The organism is Pelagibaculum spongiae, assembly GCF_003097315.1.
Taxonomy (GTDB): domain Bacteria; phylum Pseudomonadota; class Gammaproteobacteria; order Enterobacterales; family Pelagibaculaceae; genus Pelagibaculum; species Pelagibaculum spongiae.
Window position 1 is genome coordinate 531,489 of the sequence record NZ_QDDL01000002.1, and the last position, 23,747, is coordinate 555,235.

Below are 23,747 nucleotides of genomic sequence, written 5' to 3' on the forward strand. Positions count from 1 at the left end.
TGTTGGAACGAGGGCGATGGCTGGTTACATGTTCAGTGTAATTTTTAGAAATAATAATTAAATATGTATTTTCCGCGATCGAACCATATGCTCACGTAGGTAATAAGCTCTCGCAGACCCCGTTTCTACGATTCCATTAAGTAACTCAAGGCATGAGTTATACATTTTTCGGTTTAATATTCCTCTATTCTCAACCTGTAAATAGCGCCCTATTACCATTTCCAAGTAATAAGCGGTATTGACTTGTTTACTGATAAGATCTGAATTACCAGCAAATTTTGAAGCTAATAAGTGGATACCTTTATCGAAGAAGACTTCATGAAATTGATACATTAATGATGCTAATGCTTCGAATACATGGCTATTGTTTGCAGATTCATTTGCAAATTCTAATAAATAATGTGCCCCACGTTTCATATCAATTTCTTCATTCTCATTACCTTGCCAAGGGCAATCAGCATACATCATTCCACGTAACAGCTGATTTAAATCATTCTGCAAACCTATATAACGATCGTTAACATCATTCAAAGCTATCTTATGTGCTTCTGGTGCTAACAAGCTCCAAAGTGTCCATATAGCATCATAATCATCCTCTTTTTCCACAGCGACATGATATGAAAGTGTTAACGAATAAATAAAGCTGGGTGCTTTTGAACAACCTAAGGTCAATAGATCTTTAAAGGGCATGAAATTACTATTCCTTGAAGAAATAACATGTTCGGAAAGACAGTCTTGCATCTGTTTTTTTATGTCGTGATTTATTTTTTCATCACCACTTGAACGATGGTTTTGATATTCTGTATCAAACACAAAATTCACTAACTTTTGAACAAACTGAATCTGGCTATCATCTATAGTGTTAAGTGGGACCATTAGCATAGGTAAATGAAGAAACCATGAACTGTGGCTTTCCAAAGAAATGTCATTAACTGCTAACTTAAAACGTCCCTCAAGTAGATTATTGCGAAATGTTGTTATGAGGCTATTCCAGTTTTCGAGAGCAGCTTTCAATTCATCACCTTGTAAATGATAAAACCTTCGCGCCATACTGTCTTCTCTTCGAAATCGGGCATACTCGACCATTCCGCTTATACAGCGAGATGCTAATTCAGAGTCTCTTGACCAAAGAAACTCTCTTACTCCTTTGGCGGCATAAGCATTAACATTTTGGTTTTCATGTGTTAACGCTGTAGCCAAAGCAAACTTCAAATGTTCTTCTTGTTCTGAATCAAGATCTAAATCAAATAGCTTAGGTAAGACAAATGCACAGGCACCAGAGCCATAATAATCAGTTTTATCATGGGCTATTGTCCCATCCATATTATCTGCGTGCATAAATATTGATTCAAGAATAACTCCTAGGCACCACTCTTTATTTTCATCACTCAAGTTTAAAAGATCATCACGAATACAAACGGCAGCAACAGTTGTAATTGTGCCTACAGCCATATTTGCAAAATTATGAATCTCATTTTTTTGAAGAGCTTTAAGTATTTCTTTTGCTGCTATTAATGCATCTGAGTATGAAGAGAAATATTTTTCTTCGAGTAATTTTTCTTCGAATAGTTTCCTTCCCCATAAATTTAAACTAGTTAGGGTGTTATCAATTGCATGTTTTTCATTAAATTCTTGTTGATCTTGTTTTAAATCTGCTGGAAGTTCAGAGGAGCTTTGAAGCAACACTCGATCGTTTTCTTTATCTTCAACGGCTTCCCAAGTTCTTGTATCAACACGGTGTACCATATACCGAAGATTTTTTTCATTACGAGTAGTCGCTTCGCTTATCAATTCATCAACGATTTTTAAGACTTCATCCCTTAGAGCATTCACAAACTGAAGCCTTGTTAATAAGGTTTCTAATGACTCTTTCCTCCAAGGTCTAAGCGCAGCTTCTCTTCTTTCCGCGATGTAAATTTTTGTCATTACATCTCTTTGATGATTAAAGAAATGCAATTCATTCCCTCCCATTTCTTGCGTCATTCGAATCAAATCTAAATGGTATAAATCAGCAGTTTTCAGTAAAGGAAATGCTGCTTTTCCTACTTTATTAGGGAAACCTGTCGCCACTGATGCTAAAACAGATGTGGGCATGACTGAGTTACTAGATCGTAGTAAGTAATCGTAAATCCAATCTATTTCATTATTTTTGCCACTCTTATCAATATATTCAACTAGCCAATTCTCTAGTGCCATAAGCCCGCACTGCAGCAGGTAAGGTAACGTAGACTGTCCTCGATAGCCTTTCCAAAGGTGAGGTGACGCATACTGCTTAACTATTGTGCCATCATTGAGTGTTATATCTACTTGCTTTACGACTGTTTCATAGGCATAAATAGTGTCTTCTTCATTATCATAAGGTTTAGCAAATTCAGATTCAGAATATTTTTGTGCCGTTAGGTTGCATAACTTAATAATAAAATCTAACGCTAGTCTAGGTTTTGATTGAAGAAGGTACTTAAAAGGCCCTTTAGAACCACTTGCAGGAAAAAAATCTCGTTCTCTATCTAAACCAAAGGATTCTTCAACATCTACTCGGCCATAAGAACCATATCCAAATTCATCTTCTTCTGGTTTTTGCAATAACCATTCGTGCAATGAAAGCTTAACAACAAAGTCAGGGTTACGTTTACACAACATAGGTACATTAGTGCCTACAAGGGCCAAACTTGTCAGCTCGTCAACATAGCTTAATCTTCTTGGCTTCACCTTGGATATGAAAACATCCTGCTCCATTAATTCATCAAATTTTTCTTTAACTACTGTTGAAACTTTTAATAGAGCATTAAGTATTTTTTTTCTTCGCCCTTCATCACGATAAGAATCTTTAACCTGTTCAAGCAACCATAAACTCAACAAGCCAACCTTGCGAGACGCTTTTGGCAGATCATCATATATATTAATGAGACCACACCATTCATTTATCACCTCAACAACTTGATTACTCATAGAGTTGCTCAAATCGTGCTTAACTTCATAAATAAAATTAAACAGTGCTTCCCAACCATTACCATAGGGTTGTAAGAACAAAGACTTTAACATCCCTGATTTTTCATCTTTAATCAGTAAGTCGTTATATAGTGAGTTTGGTCTTTGGCAGGTTATTCTGAGAATAAAACAAAAGCGGATCAGTAGCGCACAATCATCTTTTAGAAGCTGAGACTTTAGAAAGTAGAGAAAGCCTTCTGGCGAGCTATGTTGCATGATCGCTGCAATAGCCTCGTCCTTCCAGTAATTTTCTACACCATCCGTGGTTAATACTTCTTCAACAAATTCATTCGTTGCATCATCAGATTTTAATTTCCTATATAGCCATAACCTAAAGGCCCTACTGATTGCTGGTTCATTACCAATAGTTAATAAAAAATTAACTAAGTCATGTGAATTTTCAACGTACTCACTCTCAATGTATTCTTCTAAGGCCCAATCCTCTAATACATCGTGCATTGGACTGATAGTGGCAGACCTCTGGTCACGGTGAATTAAATGATCTTCTTCCAATTTCGCAACGACTTCAGGATCAAACTCACGAGCGCTGATACCAAACAGCATTTTTTTCGCACGTTGTTTTGCAATATTAATGAAGGTTGTTCTTCGTTTATCCGGCATTCCTGACTTTCTATCTGTCTCTTTTGAAATCACTGTTGCCCAAACAGTATTTCTAAAATCGACTTCAGTATCACCAGATTTAAACTGTGCGCCATTTCCAATAGCTCTTACTGCAATCTCGATAAAAAATGGTACTTTAAGTAATTCAACTAATGAATCATTAGATACTAATTCTTTTAGTTCAGGTATATGATCACAAACTTGTTCAACTTGCTCCGTAGTAAGCCTCTCTATATTTACACTGTCAAATTGGATAGCGCTAGGTTGAAGATAATTAAAAGTAAGTTGTTGATATGCATAATCACGGCCCGTAGCAACAATAGTCCAACCCGCTTGTCCTTTTATGTATTGAAGTAAATCCAAAAATGCATCTTGATAATTTAGCTCTAAAACTTTTTCTAGAGATTCAATAACAAGTATTTTTTCTTTAAGTAACGAGAAGTACCCTTCAATCTGCCCTAACGTGGAATTCATTCCGATAGATGTAAACACATCATTAAGGTGGCTCTTATCTAAATCTTCAGCTCTTAAATAGAAAACAGGAACATCTTTACCTTTCGTTGAGATAAAGTCTTTTACAACTCCTGATTTTCCAATACCTCTAGCACCAGTAACAAAAAGAAAGTCATTCACACCGTATAGTTCAGATATTTTTGCTAGCTGCTCCTCTCTATCTACATGAAAACCATTAATAGTGTTCGATATTCCTTCAAATATATGGTCACCACGCTCTTTAAGCTTTAAGAAATCATTTTCAAAATTTATTTTACTTGCCGGCTCAAATAATAATTTAACTTCTTTAGGCGCATTATCTTGAGTTAGAGTCCCTGCATTCTGGTTAAATTCTTGAGCACAAGTCACTAATTTAGACAAAACAAGAGATGGTAATTCATCCGAGTAACATCCAATCAAAGAGCACAGCAAGTTTGCAACGACTGAATATTTGGCATCCAAGTCGAAAGAAATTAACTGAAAAGCTTTTAAGAAAAGCCATAATTCATCGTCAGTAATTACACCCCCTTCGTTAGCACTGGTTAATTGTGCCCTGAATATGTTTAGCTTTTTAACCTTTGCTTCACTAGTAAAACCTTTGGTTTTTGATTTTTTAATAAAATCTTTTGAATTTGATGAATATTTAGCCCACTCCAATATAGGAAGAGTATTATTAACTTCAAGTTTGGGTAACGGCCCTGTTATTAATGCAATTGAATCATTTTCAATATTAAAATTAGTATTTTTAAAATCTTTCCATGCACTGTTAATAACTTCAGCGAACATTGAATCAGTAGATCCACTTATAGTAATTTCGTGCTTAATCTGAGCAAAAAGCTGACTTTGGTTATTTTCTTTATCAGTCGCAACTAAAACAAAGTCATCCGTATTTACGCCATCATATTTGTTCTGAAACTTTAACTCTTTTGCCCTCATATGTTGTGATAAACAAGGAACACAAGACTTTGTTAATAGTGACAGTGCAAAAGCGGCTTGAACTCTAGTTTCAAAGTTTACACCGCCTCCCCCAGTTGAAAATGGATTACTTTGTTGTTTTACGTCTTTTCTCATTTTGTTTCCATAATTTTAAAACAGAGCCCAACAGAAATTGATTGTATCTTGAGAAAACTGTGGTGAACGAATCGGCGCATAACCAGCCTGTAGATTAACGCTATCCAGCCCCAAATCTGGCAACAACATCACGCAGCAAATCTGGCAACAACATCACGCAGCAAAGATGAACTTCAAATTCCAGATAAAGCGATCTCAGCTCGGCTTTGTTGTTGCATTGGTTGCGTATATTGCCGGATTGTCGGTCTATTTACTATTGGATCGATCAATATCAAGTAGCCTGTCCATACCATTGAATTTTCTGACGCTTTTAAACTCAAGGCATACGCTATAGAGAACAGTAACCGCTACGCCTTACCTTGCTTTTGCTATGACAGCATGAAAATGGAGGTTTGTTTAACCGATGACGTTATCAGCCGCAATTAAATTAACTCGGAGTTTTAGGGAAGGTTTCACTGAAACTCATCCGCTCATGGAAGTTGTGTTGCCAAGTCCTTAGGGATATTTTAGGGGCTCAGAAACTTTAAATTGTCCCGGACACTGTAGGTTTGATGAGTGTTAACGAAATCAGACATCTGGCGGTACATTCCAAAAGTGTCTGATTGCGCCGAAGGCTTATCAAACCTACACGTAACATAAAGTTAGGTGCTTCTGAAGCGGATTATTTTTCACAACCCTCAAGTAATAATCACCTGAATTTATCTTTCAAACTATTAATGAATAGTTTCGTAGGTCTTAAATAGATTCTTAATTCATTACTACTGTTATCTGATAAATAATATTTCGCAGCAAACCATTCCCCTGCTCACTCAACAACCACAGCAAAACAATAAAATTCAAAAAAACAGTTATCCAAAATACGGTTTGGAATTCTTTTTTACTCGATTTATGTCGCAATGTTTTTTGCGCGATATAGCCACCCGGCCAACCGCCAAATAAAGCCAGTGTATGTAAGGTACTTTCCTGGGTTCGCCAACGACCGGCTTGCGCTGCTGATTTGTCTATCGCATAAAAAACAAAGGTGATAAAACTGGCAGCCAAATAAAATAGTCCCGCCTGCCAAGGTAGTTGCACGGTATAAATCGTATAGCTCACCATGGTCAGCAAAAGCGCAATCGCAACCTCTCCCCACCAGTTGGTTTTATTTGATCTGTTTTTGGCTAAATGGGCTCGCGATGCGGCTTGATTGAGGATTTGAGAGAATTGAACATCGACTGCTGAATATCGACCTGATGACTCTTTTACTTGCTGATAAACAATCAAGTCGCCGTCTGCTGGTCGCTTACCATGGCGATTTGCGAAAGCCTTAATGTGTACAAACACTCGTTGACCACCCGATAACGGCTCAACAAAACCATAGCCTTTTTGATCATTCCAGTTAGATAGCTTTCCCTTTAATCGCATTACAAGCCTTTGCCGGCATCTTATTATTTCTCGATTATACCGATGCATCGTCATTAAACAAAAACAACACAGCCCTTATTGCTAGCATCAAATTTAAGGTGGCATTAGCTACCCTGCATTACATAACTTCAGTGACAGCGCAAGCAGTCACAACAATAAGTCATATCAGGGCGGGTTTCCCACAGCTTCTAACTCCGCCTTAAGGTTATGAGTTTAAAGAATGCGCAGATGCCCCTAGAGAATAAAAGATTGATTCAGGTCGCTTGCCATTAATGCCGTTCCCCCGTAACTTGCCATTACGGTTTTTTATTCATGGCTATGATTGATGGCAACAACAGGTATGACAACTAACAAGCAGGAAGCTTCTTTTAAGTTTGCACATACTGCGGTTGGACGTTTTAGCCATGACTACCGCTATTTCTGGTCTTATTACTTTTAGACCGGGCCAGCAGCTACTACCTAAAAGCTGGCCTGCAAACAGGGCTGGCGATAAAAATAACTATTCACAATCCCACTCTAAAATTGCAGGCCGGCACTGATTAATAAATTAAGGTTTATACCCAAACCACTTTAAGGTGCAGAATTCAGCTGGAATTAAAAACGTTTTTAGGCAAGGCATTGATTGAAGCGAATGGTTACTCCCTTTTCAAAATCAATAACGCAGCATAAAACGTTTTTAAACCAGCCCTCCGGGGATCTCTGAGAAAAACATGCTCTTCGTTATCTCTCTTTTTAAGGGAACACCATGAATACAGAGAGCTGCCTTGATCATGATTCTCTCAGAGATCCTGAACGCACATCTTGAAGTGGCTTGGGTATATATAGGAGCCCGACGATGCACAACGCTCAATCCGACATCGCCTCCCCCAGTTCTTCAAATGAAGAGAGGCAGGGATTCTCATCTCGTATAGGATTTATTCTTGCCGCTGCAGGCTCTGCAATTGGTCTTGGAAATATCTGGGGTTTCCCAACCCAGGCCGCCCAAAATGGCGGTGGCGCATTTCTACTGATTTATCTGATCATGGTATTTATTCTGGCTTACCCAATGTTGGTGGCGGAATTAACCATTGGCCGGTTGTCTCAGAAAAATCCAATCGCTGCATTACGCAATTTATCCGACAATCCCACTGCGAAAAATTTCGCCAGCCTAAGCGGTATTTTAGGCGTTTGTGCGCTGTCTTTAATTCTTAGTTTTTATGCGATTGTTGCCGGCTGGCTAGTCTCCTTTATGCTGGAACCAATTTTTAGCCTGCTTGGCATGAATGCAATTGCCGATTGGTTAACCGGGTTTTCAACCAGCCGTAACTTAGTAATGATGCTGGTAATTATGCTGCTGACCATTCGAGTGGTTCAGGATGGCGTGAGTGCCGGTATCGAGCGCTGGTCAAAACGATTAATGCCTGCGTTACTGATTTTGCTGGTTTTATTGTCGGTTTATATTTTATGTCAGCCAGGCGCAATGGAAGGTTTAGAGTTATATCTGATACCCAATTTTAGCCAGATCAACGCCGATTTAATGGTCAGCGCAATGGGCCAAGCATTCTTCTCGCTCTCATTGGGTGTCACCGGCATGATGGTGTATGGCAGCTACTTAGCGAAGAAAGAAAACTTGCCAGCGACTGCGGCAATGGTTGCCGGGCTAGATACCTTTGTTGCGATTTTAGCCGGCTTATTAATTATTCCTGCGATGTTTGTTGCTCAAAAAAATGGCGTGACGATTTATGCTGAAGATGGCTCGTTACTGTCGTCTGACACATTAGTATTCACCGTGCTACCGGCAATGTTTAATACCATGGGCTCAGTCGGACCTTTTATTGCGATTGGCTTTTTTACACTGCTGACAATAGCCGCAATTACTTCAACCATTTCGATGTTGGAATCACCGGTCAATATGGCTTGTGAGCAATTTAACCAGCCGCGCAAGAAAATGAGCTGGTTAACTGGCGGCGTTATTACCCTGATCTCAACCATTATTGTGTTTAACTTCGGCAGTTTGTTCGGCCTGGTTATCACGATTACCACGGTTTATGCCCAGCCAGCATTAGCAATGGTCTTTGGTTTGCTGTTGATGTGGGTGTTAAGGCGAGACCGTTTGCTGAAAGAACTTCAGCAAGGCAATCCAGAAATCGAAAGCAGCTTGTTCTGGAAGATCTGGCCTTGGTACGTCAAGTTCATCTGCCCAGTAATGATTCTGGTGGTGTTTTTTAACTAAAATGGCTTACAGGCAAACTACTACAAACCGGTTATAGATTCAGGCTCGGCTTTATGCCGGGCCTGATTGTTTTCTGCCCAAGCATTTTAGTCAGCCTACAATCTCTATTACCCAGCTTTTTACGTGCAAGTCAGGAGTTATGTTTTATGGCAATTACCATCAATCTTGAAGGCCTTGAGTCTTCAGCGGGCAGCTTACAAATTCGTCAACACCGAGTATTAGTTGATCGACCGGAAGAAAAAGGCGGTACTGATCGCGGCCCTATGGGCGGTGAATATCTAGTAGCGGGTTTGGCGGGCTGTTTTTATAGCAACTTAGTTGCTGCCGCTGAAGCCAGAGCAATTGACTTGAGTAACATTCGGATCCAAGCCAGCGGTGAACTCGATGGTATGCCAGCCAAGTTTACTTCGATCAAGCTGACCGTTAATGCCCAAGGGTGTGAGCATGGTCTACTGGAAAAGCTATGCCAATTGGCAGAGAAGGGATGCATTGTTGCCAACACATTAAAAACGGCGCTCTCAATTGAGATCGCCGTTGTTTAATCAGCAAAACTGATTGGGATAAAAGCTTCCTACGGAAGCAATGGATCAGTTTCAGCTAAAGGGTGAACCACCGGCTTTGGGAGGAATATAACCTTCTTTCCAAGGCTCAAGGTGAATACTTTCTAACGCCATACCACCCATAGTCATCCAGCCTTTACGGCGCTCTTGGCCATCACCAGAAAACTCAAATTCATACAAGCGCCCAAACATTAAACGGCCGCTCTTTTGGTCTCGCTGTATCCAGCAGCGCTGCTGGCTAACAGTTGCATTTAGCAGCTGCAGGTTTTCTTTGTTGCAAACCTGTTTGGCCAAATAAACTGCATGATCCTTGATCGCGATCGACTTCCAGATAAAGCCAACGAAACCGGCGACTACAAATAATACCAATACTTCAAGTAGTGACACGGAACCCATTCCCCAAATATTTGAATAGTTAACAGATCATTTGATTAGAGATTGAAGGAAAAATTCCCTTACAACAACCATAATTTTGCTTACGGTCAATATTTTAGCTTGGAAAGTTTATGCGCGCGCTAGTTTGTCTCTTGTTGCTTAGTTTTAGTTTGTTATTAAAAGCCAGTCCTCTCAGTAAATTTTTAAACGACTCAACAGTAGCATCAGACTATAGCCACCAACTTTCCCAGCAGTTTAATTTTCCAATCTGGTTAATTGAAAGGCCCTCTGCACAGCTACTTGAACAATTAAATTTACCGCAACACCCGCAAAAGGAAAGTTGGCTCGCCCGCTACCAGCGCGGATTGTCCCAAGCAACTCAGGCTGGTTTTAGCCTGAAAATTCCCGGTGAATACTTACCTTGCATGATATCTCTACCTGGCAGCTACCAAAGCCATGTTGAAACACCAGCACTGATTGAACTGCTAACCGAATATCCTTACAACCCTTGGCAAGGCCAGGCAGAAGCATTTAACAAAATGGTATTGTTCCATGAAATTGGCCACTGCTTTGAAAATTTGCCCGACAGTGCCAGTGCTGAACGCTTTGCTGATTTATTTGCCGTATTGATGTTGGGTGCCAGTGAACATACGATGCAACGACAATTAAATGGTCGATTTTTTTCATTACTAAAAGGTGATCAACAGCATTTTTCTAATCTTGCACTGCAAAAAATGTTTCAGGATATTGCAACTCAGTATGAGCCGCTTCCTTTAGACACAGTGGTTTCATTGGCAACCCGCTATGCCACCCAGCAACAAGAGCTCAGCCAAGTCGACCGATGGGTAGAGTATTTACGGCTTCACTGGGCAGTAATGCTCGACCAACAAGATTTGAATATTATTGGCAATGACACTTCAGATGATATGGAAGCATTGCGCGATCAATTTATCAGCCGCTATCAACAAAATTTACAAATAATTTACCAAATTGATGAATCGTTTGATCCCAATGATTATCACGAAATTAAAAATTTAATCATTAGCATGGCGCAACAAATGTTATCGGTTCGCTTACAGCGTGGTGAACTGGAAAACCAAGTACAGCAAGGACTTTTTTTAGCAGATATTAATTTGTTATTTACTAGCTATGGCTTTACTCCCATCAATATAGAAGCCAACATGCCATTTAAAGAAAAGCTCAACCGGTTAATGGCGGCCAATAACAGTTATCTGGCACCTGAAATACGCTTGCCAATTCGATTACTAGAAAATTTAGAAGATTAGTTTTTATATTTTTACTTACATACCGAAAAACTTAACCATTTGAGAAAATTCATAATTTACACCTTCAAAAATCACATTTTTCGACTCATGCCATATCAGCAATTGAGTCGAGCATTAGAATCTGACTTAGTGTCAAACTACTCAAGCTAGTGTATATTGCGTCTTTATTTTTTCCCGGTGTCTGGAAGCAGCATGCAGCGCACTATTTTTGATACTCCCATTGTAAACAACATCTTCCGTGGTTTATCGCGCCTCGGGCTCAAACTGGCTGGCTGGAAACTGGAAGGCAAAGCACCCGCCTCTGAAAAATACGTGGTGATCGCCGCGCCTCACACCAGCAACTGGGACTTCCCACTGACCATTGCCATGGCTTTCCTATTCGAGATGAAAATCTACTGGATGGGCAAAGACGCTTTGTTCAACGGCCCAATGGGACCGATGATGAGGTGGCTCGGCGGAATACCGGTTGAGCGCAAAGCAAAACATGGTTTAGTACAACAGGTTGTCGATCAATTCGCTATTCACCAGCAACTGATCGTAGTGATTCCACCAGAAGGTACTCGCAGTAAAGTATCCAAATGGAAGAGCGGTTTTTACCACGTCGCCCATGGTGCCAGCGTACCGATTGCTTTGGGGTATCTGGATTTCCAGCGTAAACGTGGCGGATTCGGCCCTTTGTTTGAAACCACCGGTGATTACGAAAAAGATTTGATAGAAATTCAGAAGTTTTACGCTGAAATTAAAGGCAAGCGGCCTGATCAGTTCTAATAATTTAACTGTCGAATTAAAAACTAAAAAGCTTCGCATTATTGCGGAGCTTTTTATTTCATTAGATATTAATAACCGAAAATTATTTGTTGAAATTTACGACCTAACCACAAGAATCATTCTAAGGCTTGGCATTATGCTAACCGCTTTATGTCTCGACAACTTCACAAACCGATCTGCTTTTTCTGCTAGCGATGAGCCCAAAAATATTTGGGTGTATTTTGCAATCAACTTTACCCTCAGCAAGTCACCGAGTATCAATGCTGTTTGTGCAAAACAATCCACTTGGGCGCTAATACTAGGGGTTATAGTCCTTTCTCGTTCATTAATGCTGCCTAGGCTAGAACAGCTAGCAAACAGTGCTATTGACCATCTAAAAAACATTCTCACCCAACCATATTGAGTTTCTTGTCAACTATACTGCACGTTATAGCTCAGAGATGGTCAAAAGCGGCTGATGCGGAGCGGCCATACTTCTCAAACAGCCCAACCCGATTGATACGCGCTGCACATAGCAGTTTAGTCTCGGCTCACAGCAGCATTACTTGAAACGACTCTTAGATAGCTATTTGGCTCAGCCATAATTTATCTGAGATCTATTAATCAATTCTTAATCAGGCAGCTAATCAATTTATGTATCCTCTAGCTTACGACATTGCCAAAGACTTTCTGGAAAGACACACCGGTGATAACACACTCATACAATTCGAGCAGGTAGCACTTGAAGCTGAAAGATTTAGCTGTTCAGAAAGAGTCTATCGGCGGGTTATTACTCAATTAATCGATTTAAAAATTATTGAAAAAAATGGAAGAAATATCACGGTAAAAGATATTGATAAACTTTTACGGTTTATTCATAGCCACGAAAAGAAATAACTGCAAGAGAAACAACCTGAAATAAAACAAACAACTATGTTTTTGTAAATTAAATAAGCGTCCGATACTTAAAGATCGCAATCGTATTATTTTTACAGTATTTTCTCGTCGATTAACGATATTGGCGGCTGCAAAACTATGAGCGATTAAAGTTTACAAAGCTTTTAGTCTATAAAAAGCCTCGTATTATTGCGAGGCTTTTTTTTCATTTTAATTAAATGACAAACATTGATTACTGTGCACGAACTGTTTAGTAGCACTACCGGAAAAGCACTAATCACCAAACCATAGCCAACAAACAATACGCAGCCGCAAGTGTTACTTACCCTTAGCCAGCGCATATTGCTCATCAACAAAGAAGCCGTCACGGTAAGAGAGGCTAAATAGCCCGCAGCTTCCATTTCCACTGCTAAAATGTCCATTTTTTCATGGCAGCCAATTTCTTGGGCTTGCCACCATAGAAAAGATCATTTGAAAAAATATTACCGTAACGAACTTGCAGCCCCAGATGATCTGCTGCTTGCCAACAGTTTTTCAGCGATTCAAAATCTGGCGTTGCACTGTAATCATAACCGGCAAAACGATCCCGATTAGTCGAAGACGCAGTACTAGCTCCGGTGGCAACAATCAAATCTCGCAACTTTATATCGCCCGCAACACCACCACAGCTACCAACACGAATTATGCTTTTTACCCATAAAAATGGATTAATTCATGGGCATAAATAGCCACTGAAGGAATACCCATTCCATGACCCATCACTGAAACAGGCTTGCCTTTATAAGTACCGGTAAATCCCAGCATATTTCGTACATTGGTCACTTCTCGCACATGTTGCAGATAGGTTTCTGCAATATATTTTGCACGTAGAGGGTCGCTAGGCATTGGTACTGTTTCTGAAAAATTGTCAGGCTGAGCATTGATGTGGGCGGTCATAATTCTCTCCAGTCGAACTACTATGGCTTAGGCCAGAGAAACTACTGGACAGTAAGTAGGACAACTGTCCGTCTGAAAAAATTTATTCAAGTGATTAATATGACAATAGAACGGCTTGCAAAACAGGGTCATCAGCTGATTTGTCAGTGGGTTAACCAACAAGACTTTGCCAGAAAAACATTTGATACCGGAGATTTTTTGTTACGGCAGGGCCAATTGAACAAACATCTTTTGTGGGTTGAGCATAGTGTCTGTCATGTCAACTATACTGCAGCAAATGGTCGCCGATTTAGTTATGGCAAAGCGATGGTTGCAAACCGCTTATTTGGTGAGATCGAGTTGCTCACTAGTGGTCCCAACCAGTTTGACGTCCGCTGTGATAACGAAATATCAGCGATTTTAGTACCCGTACCTGAGCTAACAGCATTACTTTAAACGACGCCTCAGATAGCTATTTGGCTCAGCCATAATTTATCTGAGATCTATTAATCAATTCTTAATCAGGCAGCTAACCAATTTATGTATCCTCTCGCTTATAACATCGCTAAAGATTTTCTGGAAAGACATATTGATGATAAGCCTTCAATACGGTTTGACCAAGGGCCTACCGAAGCAGAAAAATTCAGTTGTTCTGAAAGAGTTTATCGACGAGTTATTACTCAATTAATTGATCTGAAAATCGTCCAAAAGGATGGCAATGAAATTCTGGTAAAAGACCATGACAAACTTTCTAGGTTCATTCACAGTCATGAAGAAAAATAAAAAAAATGCCGAGTAATTAACTCGACATTTTTATTTTTCGCACTTAAAACAAATCGGCTTTAGCCGCCAAAACGTGCTTTATATTCACGGCGACGTGCATGCAACAATGGCTCGGTATAACCGCTAGGCTGCTCACAACCTTTGAATATCAGGTCGTATGCCGCCTGGAAACCAATGCTATCTACAAAATTTGGCGCCATATTACGATAAGTCGGGTCATTGGCATTTTGACGATCAACCACTGCGGCCATCCGTTGTAATGTTTCCATCACCTGAGCTTCAGTACAAATGCCGTGGCGCAACCAGTTAGCAATGTGCTGGCTGGAAATACGCAAGGTTGCACGGTCTTCCATTAAGCCGACATCGTTAATATCTGGCACCTTAGAACAACCAATTCCCGCTTCAACCCAGCGCACCACATAACCCAAAATACCTTGGGCATTATTGTCCAGTTCATTTTGAATCGTTTCTGCAGTGAGTGAATTTCGATCCTGTAGCAGCGGAATGGTTAAAATATCATCCAGCGAAGCAGTTTCACGCTGGGCAATCGATTTCTGCAGATCAAAAACATCAATCATGTGGTAATGCAGCGCATGCAAAGTAGCTGCGGTTGGCGAAGGTACCCAGGCAGTATTGGCGCCTGATTTTGGATGGCCGATTTTGGCTTCCATCATCATCGCCATATTATCTGGAATCGCCCACATGCCTTTACCGATTTGCGCTCGGCCACTTAATCCACAAGCCAAACCTGTGTCGACATTCCAGTCTTCGTAGGCATTAATCCACGGCTGTTGCTTCATTTCGGCCTTAGGCACCATTGGCCCAGCTTCCATGGAAGTATGAATTTCGTCACCCGTACGATCGAGGAAACCGGTATTAATAAATACTACGCGTTGCTCGGCTGCTTTAATACATTGCTTGAGGTTTACCGTAGTGCGACGCTCTTCATCCATAATACCGACTTTAATGGTATTAGTTGGCAGCTGGAGTACGTCTTCAATACGACCAAATAACTCATTGGCAAATGCGACTTCTTCCGGGCCATGCATTTTTGGTTTTACAATATTAATGCTATTAGCACGAGAGTTTGCCAGGTTGCCAGTACGCTTTAAATCATGCATGGCGATTAATGAAGTCATCATGCCGTCCAGAATACCTTCTGGAATTTCATTACCATCAATATCTAAAATCGCATTAATAGTCATTAAATGTCCGACATTACGAACAAACATTAATGAACGACCATGCAGTGAAATTTCACCGCCATCTGGCGCAGTATATTGACGATCCTGATTCAAAGTACGAGTAATGGTTTTATCACCCTTACTGACTTTTTCAGTCAGGTTACCCTGCATCAATCCCAGCCAGTTGCCATAAACCACAACCTTATCTTCAGCATCAACCGCTGCGATTGAATCTTCACAATCCATTATGGTGCTGAGTGCAGCTTCCATTAAGACATCTTTAACGCCTGCAGCGTCACTTTGTCCGATTACAGTTGATGGATCTATCTGGATTTCGAAATGCAAACCATTGTGCTTAAACAAAATAGCCAAAGGTGCTTCAGGTTTACCCTGATAACCCGCTAATTGGTTGCTATTTTTTAACGAGGTCTGCTCGCCACCTTTTAGTTTGATATTCAATTGGCCGCGATGAATTGAATAATTCACCGCATCTTTATGACTACCTGCTGCCAAAGGAGCTGCTTGATCAAGGAAGTTACGCGCGTATTCAATAACCTTAGCGCCACGCTTGGGGTTATAACCCTTACCTTTTTCTGCGCCATCGGCATCAGAAATAACATCGGTGCCGTAAAGCGCATCATACAAACTGCCCCAACGTGCATTGGCGGCATTCAACGCATAACGCGCATTCATTACCGGAACTACCAACTGTGGCCCAGCCAAAGTAGCAAGCTCAGCATCTACGCTTTCAGTGCTGGCTGAAAAAGCCTCGCCCTGGGGTAACAAATAACCAATTTCCTGCAAAAATGCTTTGTAAGCGACTGGGTCATGACCCTTATCCGCCTGAGCACGATGCCAGTCATCAATTTGCGCTTGCAGCGATTCACGCTTTTCCAGCAACTGGCGATTACGAGGTGCCAAGTCTGCCAATATAGTGTGAAAACCTGCCCAGAATTGATCTACAGAGACGCCGGTTCCAGGAATAGCCTTCTCGTTAATGAAATCGAAAAGTACCTTGGCAACCTTCAGGTCACCTACTTGAACGCGTGTTGTCATAATTATTAGCCTCTTGTTCTTGTCACCCGGCTTGTATTTAACTAACCAATACAAGCTGCAGCGGGTTGGTGCAGGACACGGCAAAACTTGCCTTGAACTGAAAGAAAACCTGCGTCTTCCGGCATCCTGCCAGAATCAAACACTCTGCATCAGCTTTGATGGTTTTAGACTGAAGAATTAAAACTTTCCTTGCGTTTTCAACAGCGATTCACTGATGCTAGAAATTATTTCACATCATATACCGCTTGGCTGATAGCGTCATCGATTGAGCTACAAATGGCCATTCATTTAAAAAATATGCGGCATTGATTAGGTGAATTTCTTTAAAATACAACCACGTCATATGATGGTTTTATTACGAGGACAAATAGCGACTTTTACTAGGTCAATTAAATATCAGAAAGCCCGCTAGAACAAAGCAGCAAATGAACGCCGGATCGAAGAAAAGAAGTTTCAGGGGATCAAAATGACTGCAGAAAAAATGGTTGTGCTTAATGATCAGCTCAAGCCTTCACCATCCGAGAAACTGGCTAGCCAATGGGCTGATAACCCTCGCTGGAACAAAGCTCAGCGCACCTATTCGCCACAGAAAGTCACGCAGTTGCAGCTCGCCCAGCCATTCGATTTTTCCACCGCCAAAGCCGCAGCAGATAATTTATGGTCGCTACTAAACCAGCCAGAATTGATTCACTGTGACGGCACATTGTCTCCCGAGCAAGCACAACAGCAGCAAAGATCGGGCAAATTATTAGCCTATCTCGCTGGCTGGCAAATCACTGCTGACCAAAACTTCGGTTTTCCTCTATATAACGATTTCACCCGCTTTCCAGTCAATAGCATGCCTGGCATGGTGCATCAGTTATCACAGACCATCGACCCGACTACCATGCCAATCATTGCCGATGCCGAAGTCGATTGTTCTGGGGTGTTAAATGCTTATGAGTTAATGCGCTCATATATTGAAGCAGGTGTTGCCGGGGTCCATTTTGAAGATCAGCTAATGGTGCTGAAACAGTCAGGGCACCATGAAGGACGAGTATTATTGCCAACCCGTGAAGCGGTGCAAAAATTGGTTGCTGCTCGATTAGCTGCCGATGTTGCCAATAGCAATACCCTAATTTTTGTTCGCTGTGATGCGCATAGTGCAGCACTGACTACCAGCAATAGCGACCCTGCCGATGCTCAATTCTTAAGTGGCACTCGAAATCAGGAAGGTTATTACCATACCCAAAGCAGCATTGAGCATGCGATTGCCAGAGGCTTGGCATATGCCCCATATGCCGATGTGTTATGGCTAGAAACTGAACGCCCGGATTTATTACAAGCCGCACAGTTTTCCAAAGCCATTCACAAACAATCCCCTGGTAAGTTACTGGCCTATAATTGCGCCAATGACTTTATCTGGGCCGATCGATTTAACCAAACCCAAATTGCTCAATACCACAAGCACCTGCAATCTTTAGGCTATAAATTATTATTCACTAATTCTGATGGTTTTAAGTTAAAAAGTGTTTCAAAAAGAAAAATAGCCGCGCCCGCTTTTAACCAGATGCCGAATGCCTTGGCTAAAGCACCTCAGCAAGCAAGAATCTAATTTTTCATAAAAAACATCGAGATACTCTTCAGCGACCAGAGTGATTTTAAGTTTCTTCAGGTTCAATTTGGCCATTACTAGATGGTATCAATATGACCAAGGCAATCTGGCACAATAGTCTATTCTATTTAAGATCTTGGAAATAAATAATCTTTCTGTGACTTTTCGTAGGTCATCCTTGAGCTTCGGCGAAGCATGACATTTCGTTGGCAAATCGCTATTCGCTTCGCTAATGACGACTACATTGAGGGTGTTTGTTTCTTTTTACGCATCTTACTCAAGCAAATAATTCAGTTACAAAAGATTAGTTTCAATCTTAAACAAACTGAAATTGTAAAAATGGAAATCGATAAGTGAAATTTATATTCTTTGACTTAGATGAAACCTTAATCGTGACTGAAAGTAGATTGCATATGCTATCGGAATTCCAAAAAAAAAGGAGTACCCAACAAACTACAATAAAAATAGCTAAAAAAAATTTTTACATTCTCTACTATCAGCTCCACCATATGGTTTTTCAACATTTCTACTGCAACCAAAAAGATTTTAAAGTATTCATCATGTCGAAATCTAAATATAAAAAACCTAAAATACGAGAAAAAATAAATTTATCTTTTGATACCGAGTTATTTACTTCTGATTTTAAATACATGCAATCCGAGGCAACAGAAACTTTTGAAACGGTTCCATGGGTTGATTTAGATTATTTAGGAAACATTAGAAAAGAAGCTAAGATTCAATCAATTATTGAATTTTTATACAACAAGAAACTCACAGATGTAGATTGTTTCTTGGTTGACAATCATCCTAAACATTTAAAGCGTGCCCATAAATTAAATATTACTGTAATTGATTCATCCGCTCCGGATTATCAACCATCTCTTACTGAGCTCGTATTCGGTGAAACCAAGTCGTTCACGAAAGACGAATGGTAAAGAAGCCTCAACTAGCCAACCTAGGTAAGATACAAGATTTGATAAAATCAGAAATATCATCGACTTGGTTATTACGGGTACTTCATGATTTGCCAGTTCTTTCAGGTTCAGCTCTAGTAAGCCTTCAATTGTTTCAGATACAGTCTGGACACTACTAGATAATATTAGAATTGTGGCTGTAAGCTTTGATTTTAGAGAAAAACTCATCTGATTTATTGATATAGCTGAGAAGCAATGCCAAGCTAAAAACTACAATTAATCAGTGACAGAAGAATTTTTGAATAAAACATTTGCTTTCAATCGCTTGTTTGATTAAACACTGGATCGCTTCAAACTATGGATAGAGTATTTATTGAATGAATTTTTTCTTCTTCGATTTAGATGAAACTTTGGTCGTACATACTGGGAGGATTGAAAAACTATCGCCCATTCAAAAAGAAAATTTGAATACAGAGGTTTCATTTTCCATCGAAAACTTAACATTTCATCCTCTTTACCTTCAAAATCATATTGTTTTTTTTCAGCATATGCTGTTTAATAAAGATCTATTTAATATAGTCATCATTACAAATTCTACATATGTACCAGAATTAGCAAGAGCAATGTTAAATTATTTTTTCAAAACAACTCTATTTTCAGAGAACTACAGTCATAGCGGGCAAGATCCAATTAATCTAGTGCATTGGATTAGCAAACGCAATTGGCATGAGCATAATAGCAAATCAAAAATTAATGAGATTATTTATTACTGCAACGCAACATTTGGTAGTAAATGGCCGATAAATTCCTTAACTTTAATTGACGATAACAATTCGAATTTGGTCGATGCATTTAAAAATAAAATAAAAGCTGTACATTCAGCGAGCAACACATACGTTGATTTTTTAAAATCTGCTAATGGTCTAGTCTATAACCAACTAATTCAAAAAATCCCTAACCAGAAAGCTGATTAGGGATTTTTAAAAATACTAATTTAAGTAAGATTAATTTAAACGATCTACATCTTCTCAACCACGTTAATACCCAGCAGGCTCAGGCCTTGCTTTAAGGTATCTGCCGTGCGCTTACATAGCAGCAAACGGCTTTGTTTCACATCTGCGGCCACATCATCTTTATTCACCGGACAGGCTTCGTAAAAGCTCATGTAGCTACCCGCTAATTCATAAAGATAGTTACACAGCATGTGCGGCACGCCTTCTTCTGACAAAATTTCCACCGCTTCTTCAAAGCGAGCCAAATTCAGTGCCAGTGTTTTTTCCTGTGGTTCAATGATTGAAGGGGTGCCGGTCAGGCTAGCCATTTCAATGTCCGCTTTGCGGAAAATACTGCAAACACGGGTGTAGGCGTAAAGCATGTAAGGTGCGGTGTTGCCTTCAAAGCTCAGCATCGAATCCCAGCTAAATACATAATCACTGGTGCGGTTTTTCGACAGGTCAGCATATTTAACTGCACCCATGGCAATTGCCTGGGTAACTGCTGCTTTTTCTTCGTCAGATAAATCGGTACTTTTTTCTGCAACGGCCTTAGCTGCCCGCACTTCTGCTTCGTCTAACAAGTCAGCTAACTTAACGTTTTCACCACTGCGGGTTTTAAACGGGCGGCCATCATCACCCATCATCATGCCAAATGGATGGTGTTGTAATTGGGTTTCCGGCTTGGCAAAACCGGCTTTACGAGCAATCAAATAAACTGACTCTAAATGCTGTGCTTGGCGAGAATCGACATAGTAAATAATACGGTCAACATTTAATTCACCGGTACGATAATTAATCGCAGCCAAATCAGTCGTGGCATATAAATAACCGCCATCTGATTTCTGGATAATCACACCCAGTGGATCGCCATCTTTATTGTTAAATTCTTCAACAAAAACGACCTGAGCACCTTGGCTTTCAACGGCCATACCCTTTTCTTGCAAAGTACTCACGGTACTTGCAAGCCGGTCATTGTAGAAAGATTCACCACAAGCATCAGCGGGGGTAAGTGAAACATTTAATCGGTCATAAACACCCTGGTTTTGCTTCAGAGTGATATCGACCAATTGCTTCCAAATTTTTCTAAAGCCTTCGTCACCACCTTGCAAACGAACCACATAGTCGCGGGCTTTAGTGGCAAAAGCAGCATCGTCATCGAAACGTTTTTTGGCGGCCTGGTACAACTTAACCAACTGAGACAAGTCCATCTCAGAAACTTCAGCTTGCTGCTCTTCAATAAAGGCAATCAGCATGCCGAACTGGGTGCCCCAATCGCCAATGTGATTCTGACGAATAACTTTATGACCAAGGAATTCTAAAGTACGCACCATCGCATCACCGATGATGGCTGAACGCAGGTGACCTACGTGCATTTCCTTAGCAACATTAGGCGCCGAATAATCGACCACCACAGTTTGTGGCTGGTCAGTTTTGGCAATACCTAATCGCTCATCAGATTCCAACAAGCTTGCCAACCATTCTGGCTTGAGATGGATGTTGATAAAGCCTGGGCCAGCCACTTCAATTTTTTCTGCTTCCGCTGACAAGTCCAGCGACTCAAGCACCTTGTTCGCCAGATCACGTGGATTGGTTTTGAGCTTTTTAGCGGCACCCATGATGCCGTTGGCCTGATAGTCGCCGAAGTTGGCTCGGGCACTTGGTCGTACTGCCGGGTTGCTACCTTCTGGTAAACCCGCGGCCACCATAGCCTGAGACACTTTCTGTTCCAAATAACGACGAATATTCATGAGCTCCACTTCTCCGGGAAAACTGCTGGTCTGAAACCTGACGACATGCTCAGCAGTCAGGGTGGTAAAAAGTGCGATATGATAGCGCAGTTTGCCGCGTCAGGATAACCTTCGCGGCATGTTTACAAGCCTTTCGATTAATCACAGCAGCAGACCCGCCATGCCTGAAATCGCGCTATATCAACCAGAAATTCCACCGAATACCGGTAATATCATCCGTCTTTGCGCCAACATGGGCTTTGGATTACACCTGATTCACCCGTTGGGTTTCGATCTTTCCAGCAAACAGTGTCGCCGCGCCGGTTTAGACTATCGGGAAATGGCCAATGTCACCGAGCACGCAAGCTTTGAAGACTTTCAAACCGCAATGGCCGGTCGGCACATTTTGGCCTGCACCACCAAAACCAGCCAATTTCATAGCCAAGCTAAAATACAGCAAGACAGCATTTTGCTATTTGGCCCAGAGACCCGGGGCCTACCAGCGGAATATCTTGCCAGCTTGCCGTTGGAACAGAAAATTCGCATTCCGATGCGGGAAGGCAGTCGCAGCATGAACCTTTCCAATGCGGTAGCGGTCATTGCTTATGAAAGCTGGCGTCAGCTAGGTTTCGATGGCGGTGTTTAACCACTTAGTAGTTAACGTTCAGCAGCCAGACGCTATTCCCTGTCTGCTGAACTGACTCAAAATCTTGTGAAATCTGCCATGCCGACAACAATTATCTCAATACTATGTCTTTTGTTGTGATCATCATTTTCATGAACTGATATCACCAGCAAGTAGCGGAGAATGTTAATGAACGAAGTTCTGGAGCTGCAAACCGGCCAGGTTGCATTTATTAGTAGCTTAATGGCGGGCTTTGCGGTTTCGATTGCTGTCCAGATTATCCGTGGCTATACCAGTGGCCGAGTTGCTGACATCTGCATTCTTAATTTTATTCTGACTGCATTGTTATTTTTGGTCGCCCTTTATATTGATGTCACATTAATTCTGCGATTAGTGGGTGTCACCGAATTTAGCGATGCACTACTAACCAGCATTAGTCATATCCGCTCAATTGGTACCTCTGCAGCAACCCTCGCAGTATTTTTGTTTATTGCCTCGATCGGTTTAATGGGTTGGTTGCAAGATCGCTTAGTTGGCATTCTTAGTACGAGCTTTGCTTTGATAGCGTTTGTTTTAATGTGGTACTCGCGAAGTTTGATAACCGGACTAGCGATTTAAAAAGCAGTAAGTTCTCTAAAAAGGTTGCCACTAATCAATCAAGCTTCTGCATTTGCTGCCGATTAACTGACAGGGATAATTTCAGTAATCGGTAGTGGATATGAAGCATTGGATTTGGCGTATAACAGCAGCTTTGTTGGTAATTGGTAGTGGATTGGTTTCTGGTTGCGTCACACAAAACATGCGCATGGACAATCTAGGTGTTGCCTCCACCGCCAATGTCACGGTTTATGCCGATGAGTTAAAAGGCCAGGGAAATTACGGCTACCACGCTCGAATTATGGGCATTGAAGGTATGGAACTGCAGGGGCTAGATGGCTCCAATGAATCTGCGCGTTTCTGCCGAACCTTAAAAACTCATATCGCCGCCGTACCCAATTGCGGCTTTGGAGTAGTTCGAATTCCACCCGGTGAACATTTAGTTAAACTCGCTTTAATTAAAACTCGCGATATCACCCGGGTCTCGGTCGTTCATGTGCGAGCTATTTTTGAAGCTTCCGGTACCTATAGTATTCGCTGGCCTCGACGCGATGACGGCGCAATATTAATGATCCCTCGCGGCATCCGAGTATTGGACCATAAGTATGCCAACTTCATCCCAATCAAAGTATATTAGTCGTGTTATGAAAAAAATATGGGGTTTGAATGAAGTTATAAGCATTACTTTTTCAATCCAGCTTAAA

20 protein-coding genes are annotated in these 23,747 nt (G+C 41.0%); 13 read left to right on the top strand and 7 right to left on the bottom strand.

What is annotated here, in order from left to right; genetic code table 11:
• Positions 1–57: 57 nt before the first annotated feature.
• Positions 58–5,172: a P-loop NTPase family protein gene (locus DC094_RS08360; protein ID WP_116686659.1), complete on the bottom strand. Its 5,115-nt coding sequence runs from the start codon at positions 5,170–5,172 to the stop codon at positions 58–60.
• Positions 5,173–5,919: 747 nt separating this feature from the next.
• On the bottom strand, positions 5,920–6,576 hold the full coding sequence (locus DC094_RS08365; RefSeq protein WP_116686660.1) for a DUF1294 domain-containing protein: 657 nt from the start codon (positions 6,574–6,576) through the stop codon (positions 5,920–5,922).
• Positions 6,577–7,411: 835 nt separating this feature from the next.
• Between DC094_RS08365 and DC094_RS08370 the strand changes: the two genes are divergently transcribed.
• On the top strand, positions 7,412–8,788 hold the full coding sequence (locus tag DC094_RS08370) for a sodium-dependent transporter (RefSeq protein WP_116686661.1): 1,377 nt from the start codon (positions 7,412–7,414) through the stop codon (positions 8,786–8,788).
• 146 nt (positions 8,789–8,934) lie between these two features.
• The gene (locus DC094_RS08375; protein WP_158527264.1) at positions 8,935–9,330 is read left to right on the top strand and encodes an OsmC family protein; all 396 of its coding nucleotides are present in this window, start codon (positions 8,935–8,937) and stop codon (positions 9,328–9,330) included.
• Between the two features lie 51 nt (positions 9,331–9,381).
• On the opposite strand, the gene DC094_RS08380 is transcribed toward DC094_RS08375, so the two are convergent.
• Complete coding sequence (locus DC094_RS08380; RefSeq protein WP_158527265.1) at positions 9,382–9,735, bottom strand: DUF3301 domain-containing protein; 354 nt, start codon at positions 9,733–9,735, stop codon at positions 9,382–9,384.
• Positions 9,736–9,854: 119 nt separating this feature from the next.
• Here DC094_RS08380 and DC094_RS08385 point away from each other — a divergent pair, with 119 nt between their 5' ends.
• The 3 genes from DC094_RS08385 to DC094_RS08395 all read left to right on the top strand — a co-directional run bounded on the left by DC094_RS08385 (position 9,855) and on the right by DC094_RS08395 (position 12,653).
• The gene (locus DC094_RS08385) at positions 9,855–11,009 is read left to right on the top strand and encodes a hypothetical protein (protein WP_116686664.1); all 1,155 of its coding nucleotides are present in this window, start codon (positions 9,855–9,857) and stop codon (positions 11,007–11,009) included.
• 192 nt (positions 11,010–11,201) lie between these two features.
• Positions 11,202–11,777 carry a lysophospholipid acyltransferase family protein gene (locus tag DC094_RS08390; protein WP_116686665.1) on the top strand — a complete coding sequence of 192 codons (576 nt, stop codon included), beginning with the start codon at positions 11,202–11,204 and terminating at the stop codon, positions 11,775–11,777.
• A gap of 633 nt (positions 11,778–12,410) precedes the next feature.
• On the top strand, positions 12,411–12,653 hold the full coding sequence (locus DC094_RS08395; protein WP_116686666.1) for a winged helix-turn-helix domain-containing protein: 243 nt from the start codon (positions 12,411–12,413) through the stop codon (positions 12,651–12,653).
• A 409-nt stretch (positions 12,654–13,062) separates the two neighbouring features.
• Here the strand turns inward: DC094_RS08395 and DC094_RS22700 are convergent, their stop codons facing one another.
• Positions 13,063–13,293, bottom strand: a complete 231-nt coding sequence (locus DC094_RS22700; protein ID WP_255420878.1) for a nucleoside phosphorylase-I family protein — start codon at positions 13,291–13,293, stop codon at positions 13,063–13,065.
• 50 nt (positions 13,294–13,343) lie between these two features.
• On the bottom strand, positions 13,344–13,589 hold the full coding sequence (locus DC094_RS22705) for a phosphorylase family protein (RefSeq protein WP_206605604.1): 246 nt from the start codon (positions 13,587–13,589) through the stop codon (positions 13,344–13,346).
• Between the two features lie 99 nt (positions 13,590–13,688).
• Here DC094_RS22705 and DC094_RS08405 point away from each other — a divergent pair, with 99 nt between their 5' ends.
• Together DC094_RS08405 and DC094_RS08410 are read left to right on the top strand one after the other, a co-directional pair.
• Positions 13,689–14,024 carry a cyclic nucleotide-binding domain-containing protein gene (locus DC094_RS08405; RefSeq protein ID WP_116686667.1) on the top strand — a complete coding sequence of 112 codons (336 nt, stop codon included), beginning with the start codon at positions 13,689–13,691 and terminating at the stop codon, positions 14,022–14,024.
• 84 nt (positions 14,025–14,108) lie between these two features.
• Entirely contained in the window at positions 14,109–14,351 is a 243-nt protein-coding gene (locus DC094_RS08410; protein ID WP_116686668.1) for a hypothetical protein, read from the top strand.
• A 59-nt stretch (positions 14,352–14,410) separates the two neighbouring features.
• On the opposite strand, the gene DC094_RS08415 is transcribed toward DC094_RS08410, so the two are convergent.
• The gene (locus DC094_RS08415; RefSeq protein ID WP_116686669.1) at positions 14,411–16,591 is read right to left on the bottom strand and encodes a malate synthase G; all 2,181 of its coding nucleotides are present in this window, start codon (positions 16,589–16,591) and stop codon (positions 14,411–14,413) included.
• Between the two features lie 466 nt (positions 16,592–17,057).
• Here DC094_RS08415 and DC094_RS08420 point away from each other — a divergent pair, with 466 nt between their 5' ends.
• From DC094_RS08420 to DC094_RS08430, 3 genes are all read left to right on the top strand, one after another.
• A complete protein-coding gene (locus DC094_RS08420; RefSeq protein ID WP_116686670.1) occupies positions 17,058–18,185 on the top strand; it encodes an isocitrate lyase/phosphoenolpyruvate mutase family protein in 1,128 nt (375 codons plus the stop codon).
• Between the two features lie 353 nt (positions 18,186–18,538).
• On the top strand, positions 18,539–19,120 hold the full coding sequence (locus DC094_RS08425) for a hypothetical protein (RefSeq protein WP_116686671.1): 582 nt from the start codon (positions 18,539–18,541) through the stop codon (positions 19,118–19,120).
• Positions 19,121–19,476: 356 nt separating this feature from the next.
• A complete protein-coding gene (locus DC094_RS08430; protein ID WP_116686672.1) occupies positions 19,477–20,073 on the top strand; it encodes a hypothetical protein in 597 nt (198 codons plus the stop codon).
• 44 nt (positions 20,074–20,117) lie between these two features.
• Here the strand turns inward: DC094_RS08430 and argS are convergent, their stop codons facing one another.
• On the bottom strand, positions 20,118–21,842 hold the full coding sequence (gene argS, locus DC094_RS08435; protein WP_116686673.1) for an arginine--tRNA ligase: 1,725 nt from the start codon (positions 21,840–21,842) through the stop codon (positions 20,118–20,120).
• A 160-nt stretch (positions 21,843–22,002) separates the two neighbouring features.
• Between argS and DC094_RS08440 the strand changes: the two genes are divergently transcribed.
• The 3 genes from DC094_RS08440 to DC094_RS08450 all read left to right on the top strand — a co-directional run bounded on the left by DC094_RS08440 (position 22,003) and on the right by DC094_RS08450 (position 23,680).
• Positions 22,003–22,467 carry a tRNA (cytidine(34)-2'-O)-methyltransferase gene (locus tag DC094_RS08440; protein WP_116686674.1) on the top strand — a complete coding sequence of 155 codons (465 nt, stop codon included), beginning with the start codon at positions 22,003–22,005 and terminating at the stop codon, positions 22,465–22,467.
• A 168-nt stretch (positions 22,468–22,635) separates the two neighbouring features.
• Positions 22,636–23,064, top strand: coding sequence for a phosphoadenosine phosphosulfate reductase (locus DC094_RS08445; RefSeq protein ID WP_133245502.1), 429 nt, complete (start codon positions 22,636–22,638; stop codon positions 23,062–23,064).
• Positions 23,065–23,164: 100 nt separating this feature from the next.
• Positions 23,165–23,680 (top strand): hypothetical protein, encoded by a 516-nt coding sequence (locus DC094_RS08450; RefSeq protein ID WP_133245503.1) that lies wholly within the window; start codon positions 23,165–23,167, stop codon positions 23,678–23,680.
• Positions 23,681–23,747 lie beyond the last annotated feature (67 nt).

What these genes read in the sequence shown, in the direction of transcription:
- DC094_RS08375 (WP_158527264.1), top strand. Translation starts at nt 8,935, where the DNA reads ATGGCAATTACCATCAATCTTGAAGGCCTTGAGTCTTCAGCGGGCAGC.
- DC094_RS08420 (WP_116686670.1), top strand. Translation starts at nt 17,058, where the DNA reads ATGACTGCAGAAAAAATGGTTGTGCTTAATGATCAGCTCAAGCCTTCA.
- DC094_RS08445 (WP_133245502.1), top strand. Translation starts at nt 22,636, where the DNA reads ATGAACGAAGTTCTGGAGCTGCAAACCGGCCAGGTTGCATTTATTAGT.
- DC094_RS08360 (WP_116686659.1), bottom strand. Translation starts at nt 5,172, where the DNA reads ATGAGAAAAGACGTAAAACAACAAAGTAATCCATTTTCAACTGGGGGA.
- DC094_RS08385 (WP_116686664.1), top strand. Translation starts at nt 9,855, where the DNA reads ATGCGCGCGCTAGTTTGTCTCTTGTTGCTTAGTTTTAGTTTGTTATTA.
- DC094_RS08410 (WP_116686668.1), top strand. Translation starts at nt 14,109, where the DNA reads ATGTATCCTCTCGCTTATAACATCGCTAAAGATTTTCTGGAAAGACAT.
- DC094_RS08390 (WP_116686665.1), top strand. Translation starts at nt 11,202, where the DNA reads ATGCAGCGCACTATTTTTGATACTCCCATTGTAAACAACATCTTCCGT.
- DC094_RS08370 (WP_116686661.1), top strand. Translation starts at nt 7,412, where the DNA reads ATGCACAACGCTCAATCCGACATCGCCTCCCCCAGTTCTTCAAATGAA.
- DC094_RS08365 (WP_116686660.1), bottom strand. Translation starts at nt 6,576, where the DNA reads ATGCGATTAAAGGGAAAGCTATCTAACTGGAATGATCAAAAAGGCTAT.
- DC094_RS08395 (WP_116686666.1), top strand. Translation starts at nt 12,411, where the DNA reads ATGTATCCTCTAGCTTACGACATTGCCAAAGACTTTCTGGAAAGACAC.
- argS (WP_116686673.1), bottom strand. Translation starts at nt 21,842, where the DNA reads ATGAATATTCGTCGTTATTTGGAACAGAAAGTGTCTCAGGCTATGGTG.
- DC094_RS08430 (WP_116686672.1), top strand. Translation starts at nt 19,477, where the DNA reads ATGAATTTTTTCTTCTTCGATTTAGATGAAACTTTGGTCGTACATACT.
- DC094_RS08405 (WP_116686667.1), top strand. Translation starts at nt 13,689, where the DNA reads ATGACAATAGAACGGCTTGCAAAACAGGGTCATCAGCTGATTTGTCAG.
- DC094_RS08440 (WP_116686674.1), top strand. Translation starts at nt 22,003, where the DNA reads ATGCCTGAAATCGCGCTATATCAACCAGAAATTCCACCGAATACCGGT.
- DC094_RS08415 (WP_116686669.1), bottom strand. Translation starts at nt 16,591, where the DNA reads ATGACAACACGCGTTCAAGTAGGTGACCTGAAGGTTGCCAAGGTACTT.
- DC094_RS22705 (WP_206605604.1), bottom strand. Translation starts at nt 13,589, where the DNA reads ATGACCGCCCACATCAATGCTCAGCCTGACAATTTTTCAGAAACAGTA.
- DC094_RS08450 (WP_133245503.1), top strand. Translation starts at nt 23,165, where the DNA reads ATGAAGCATTGGATTTGGCGTATAACAGCAGCTTTGTTGGTAATTGGT.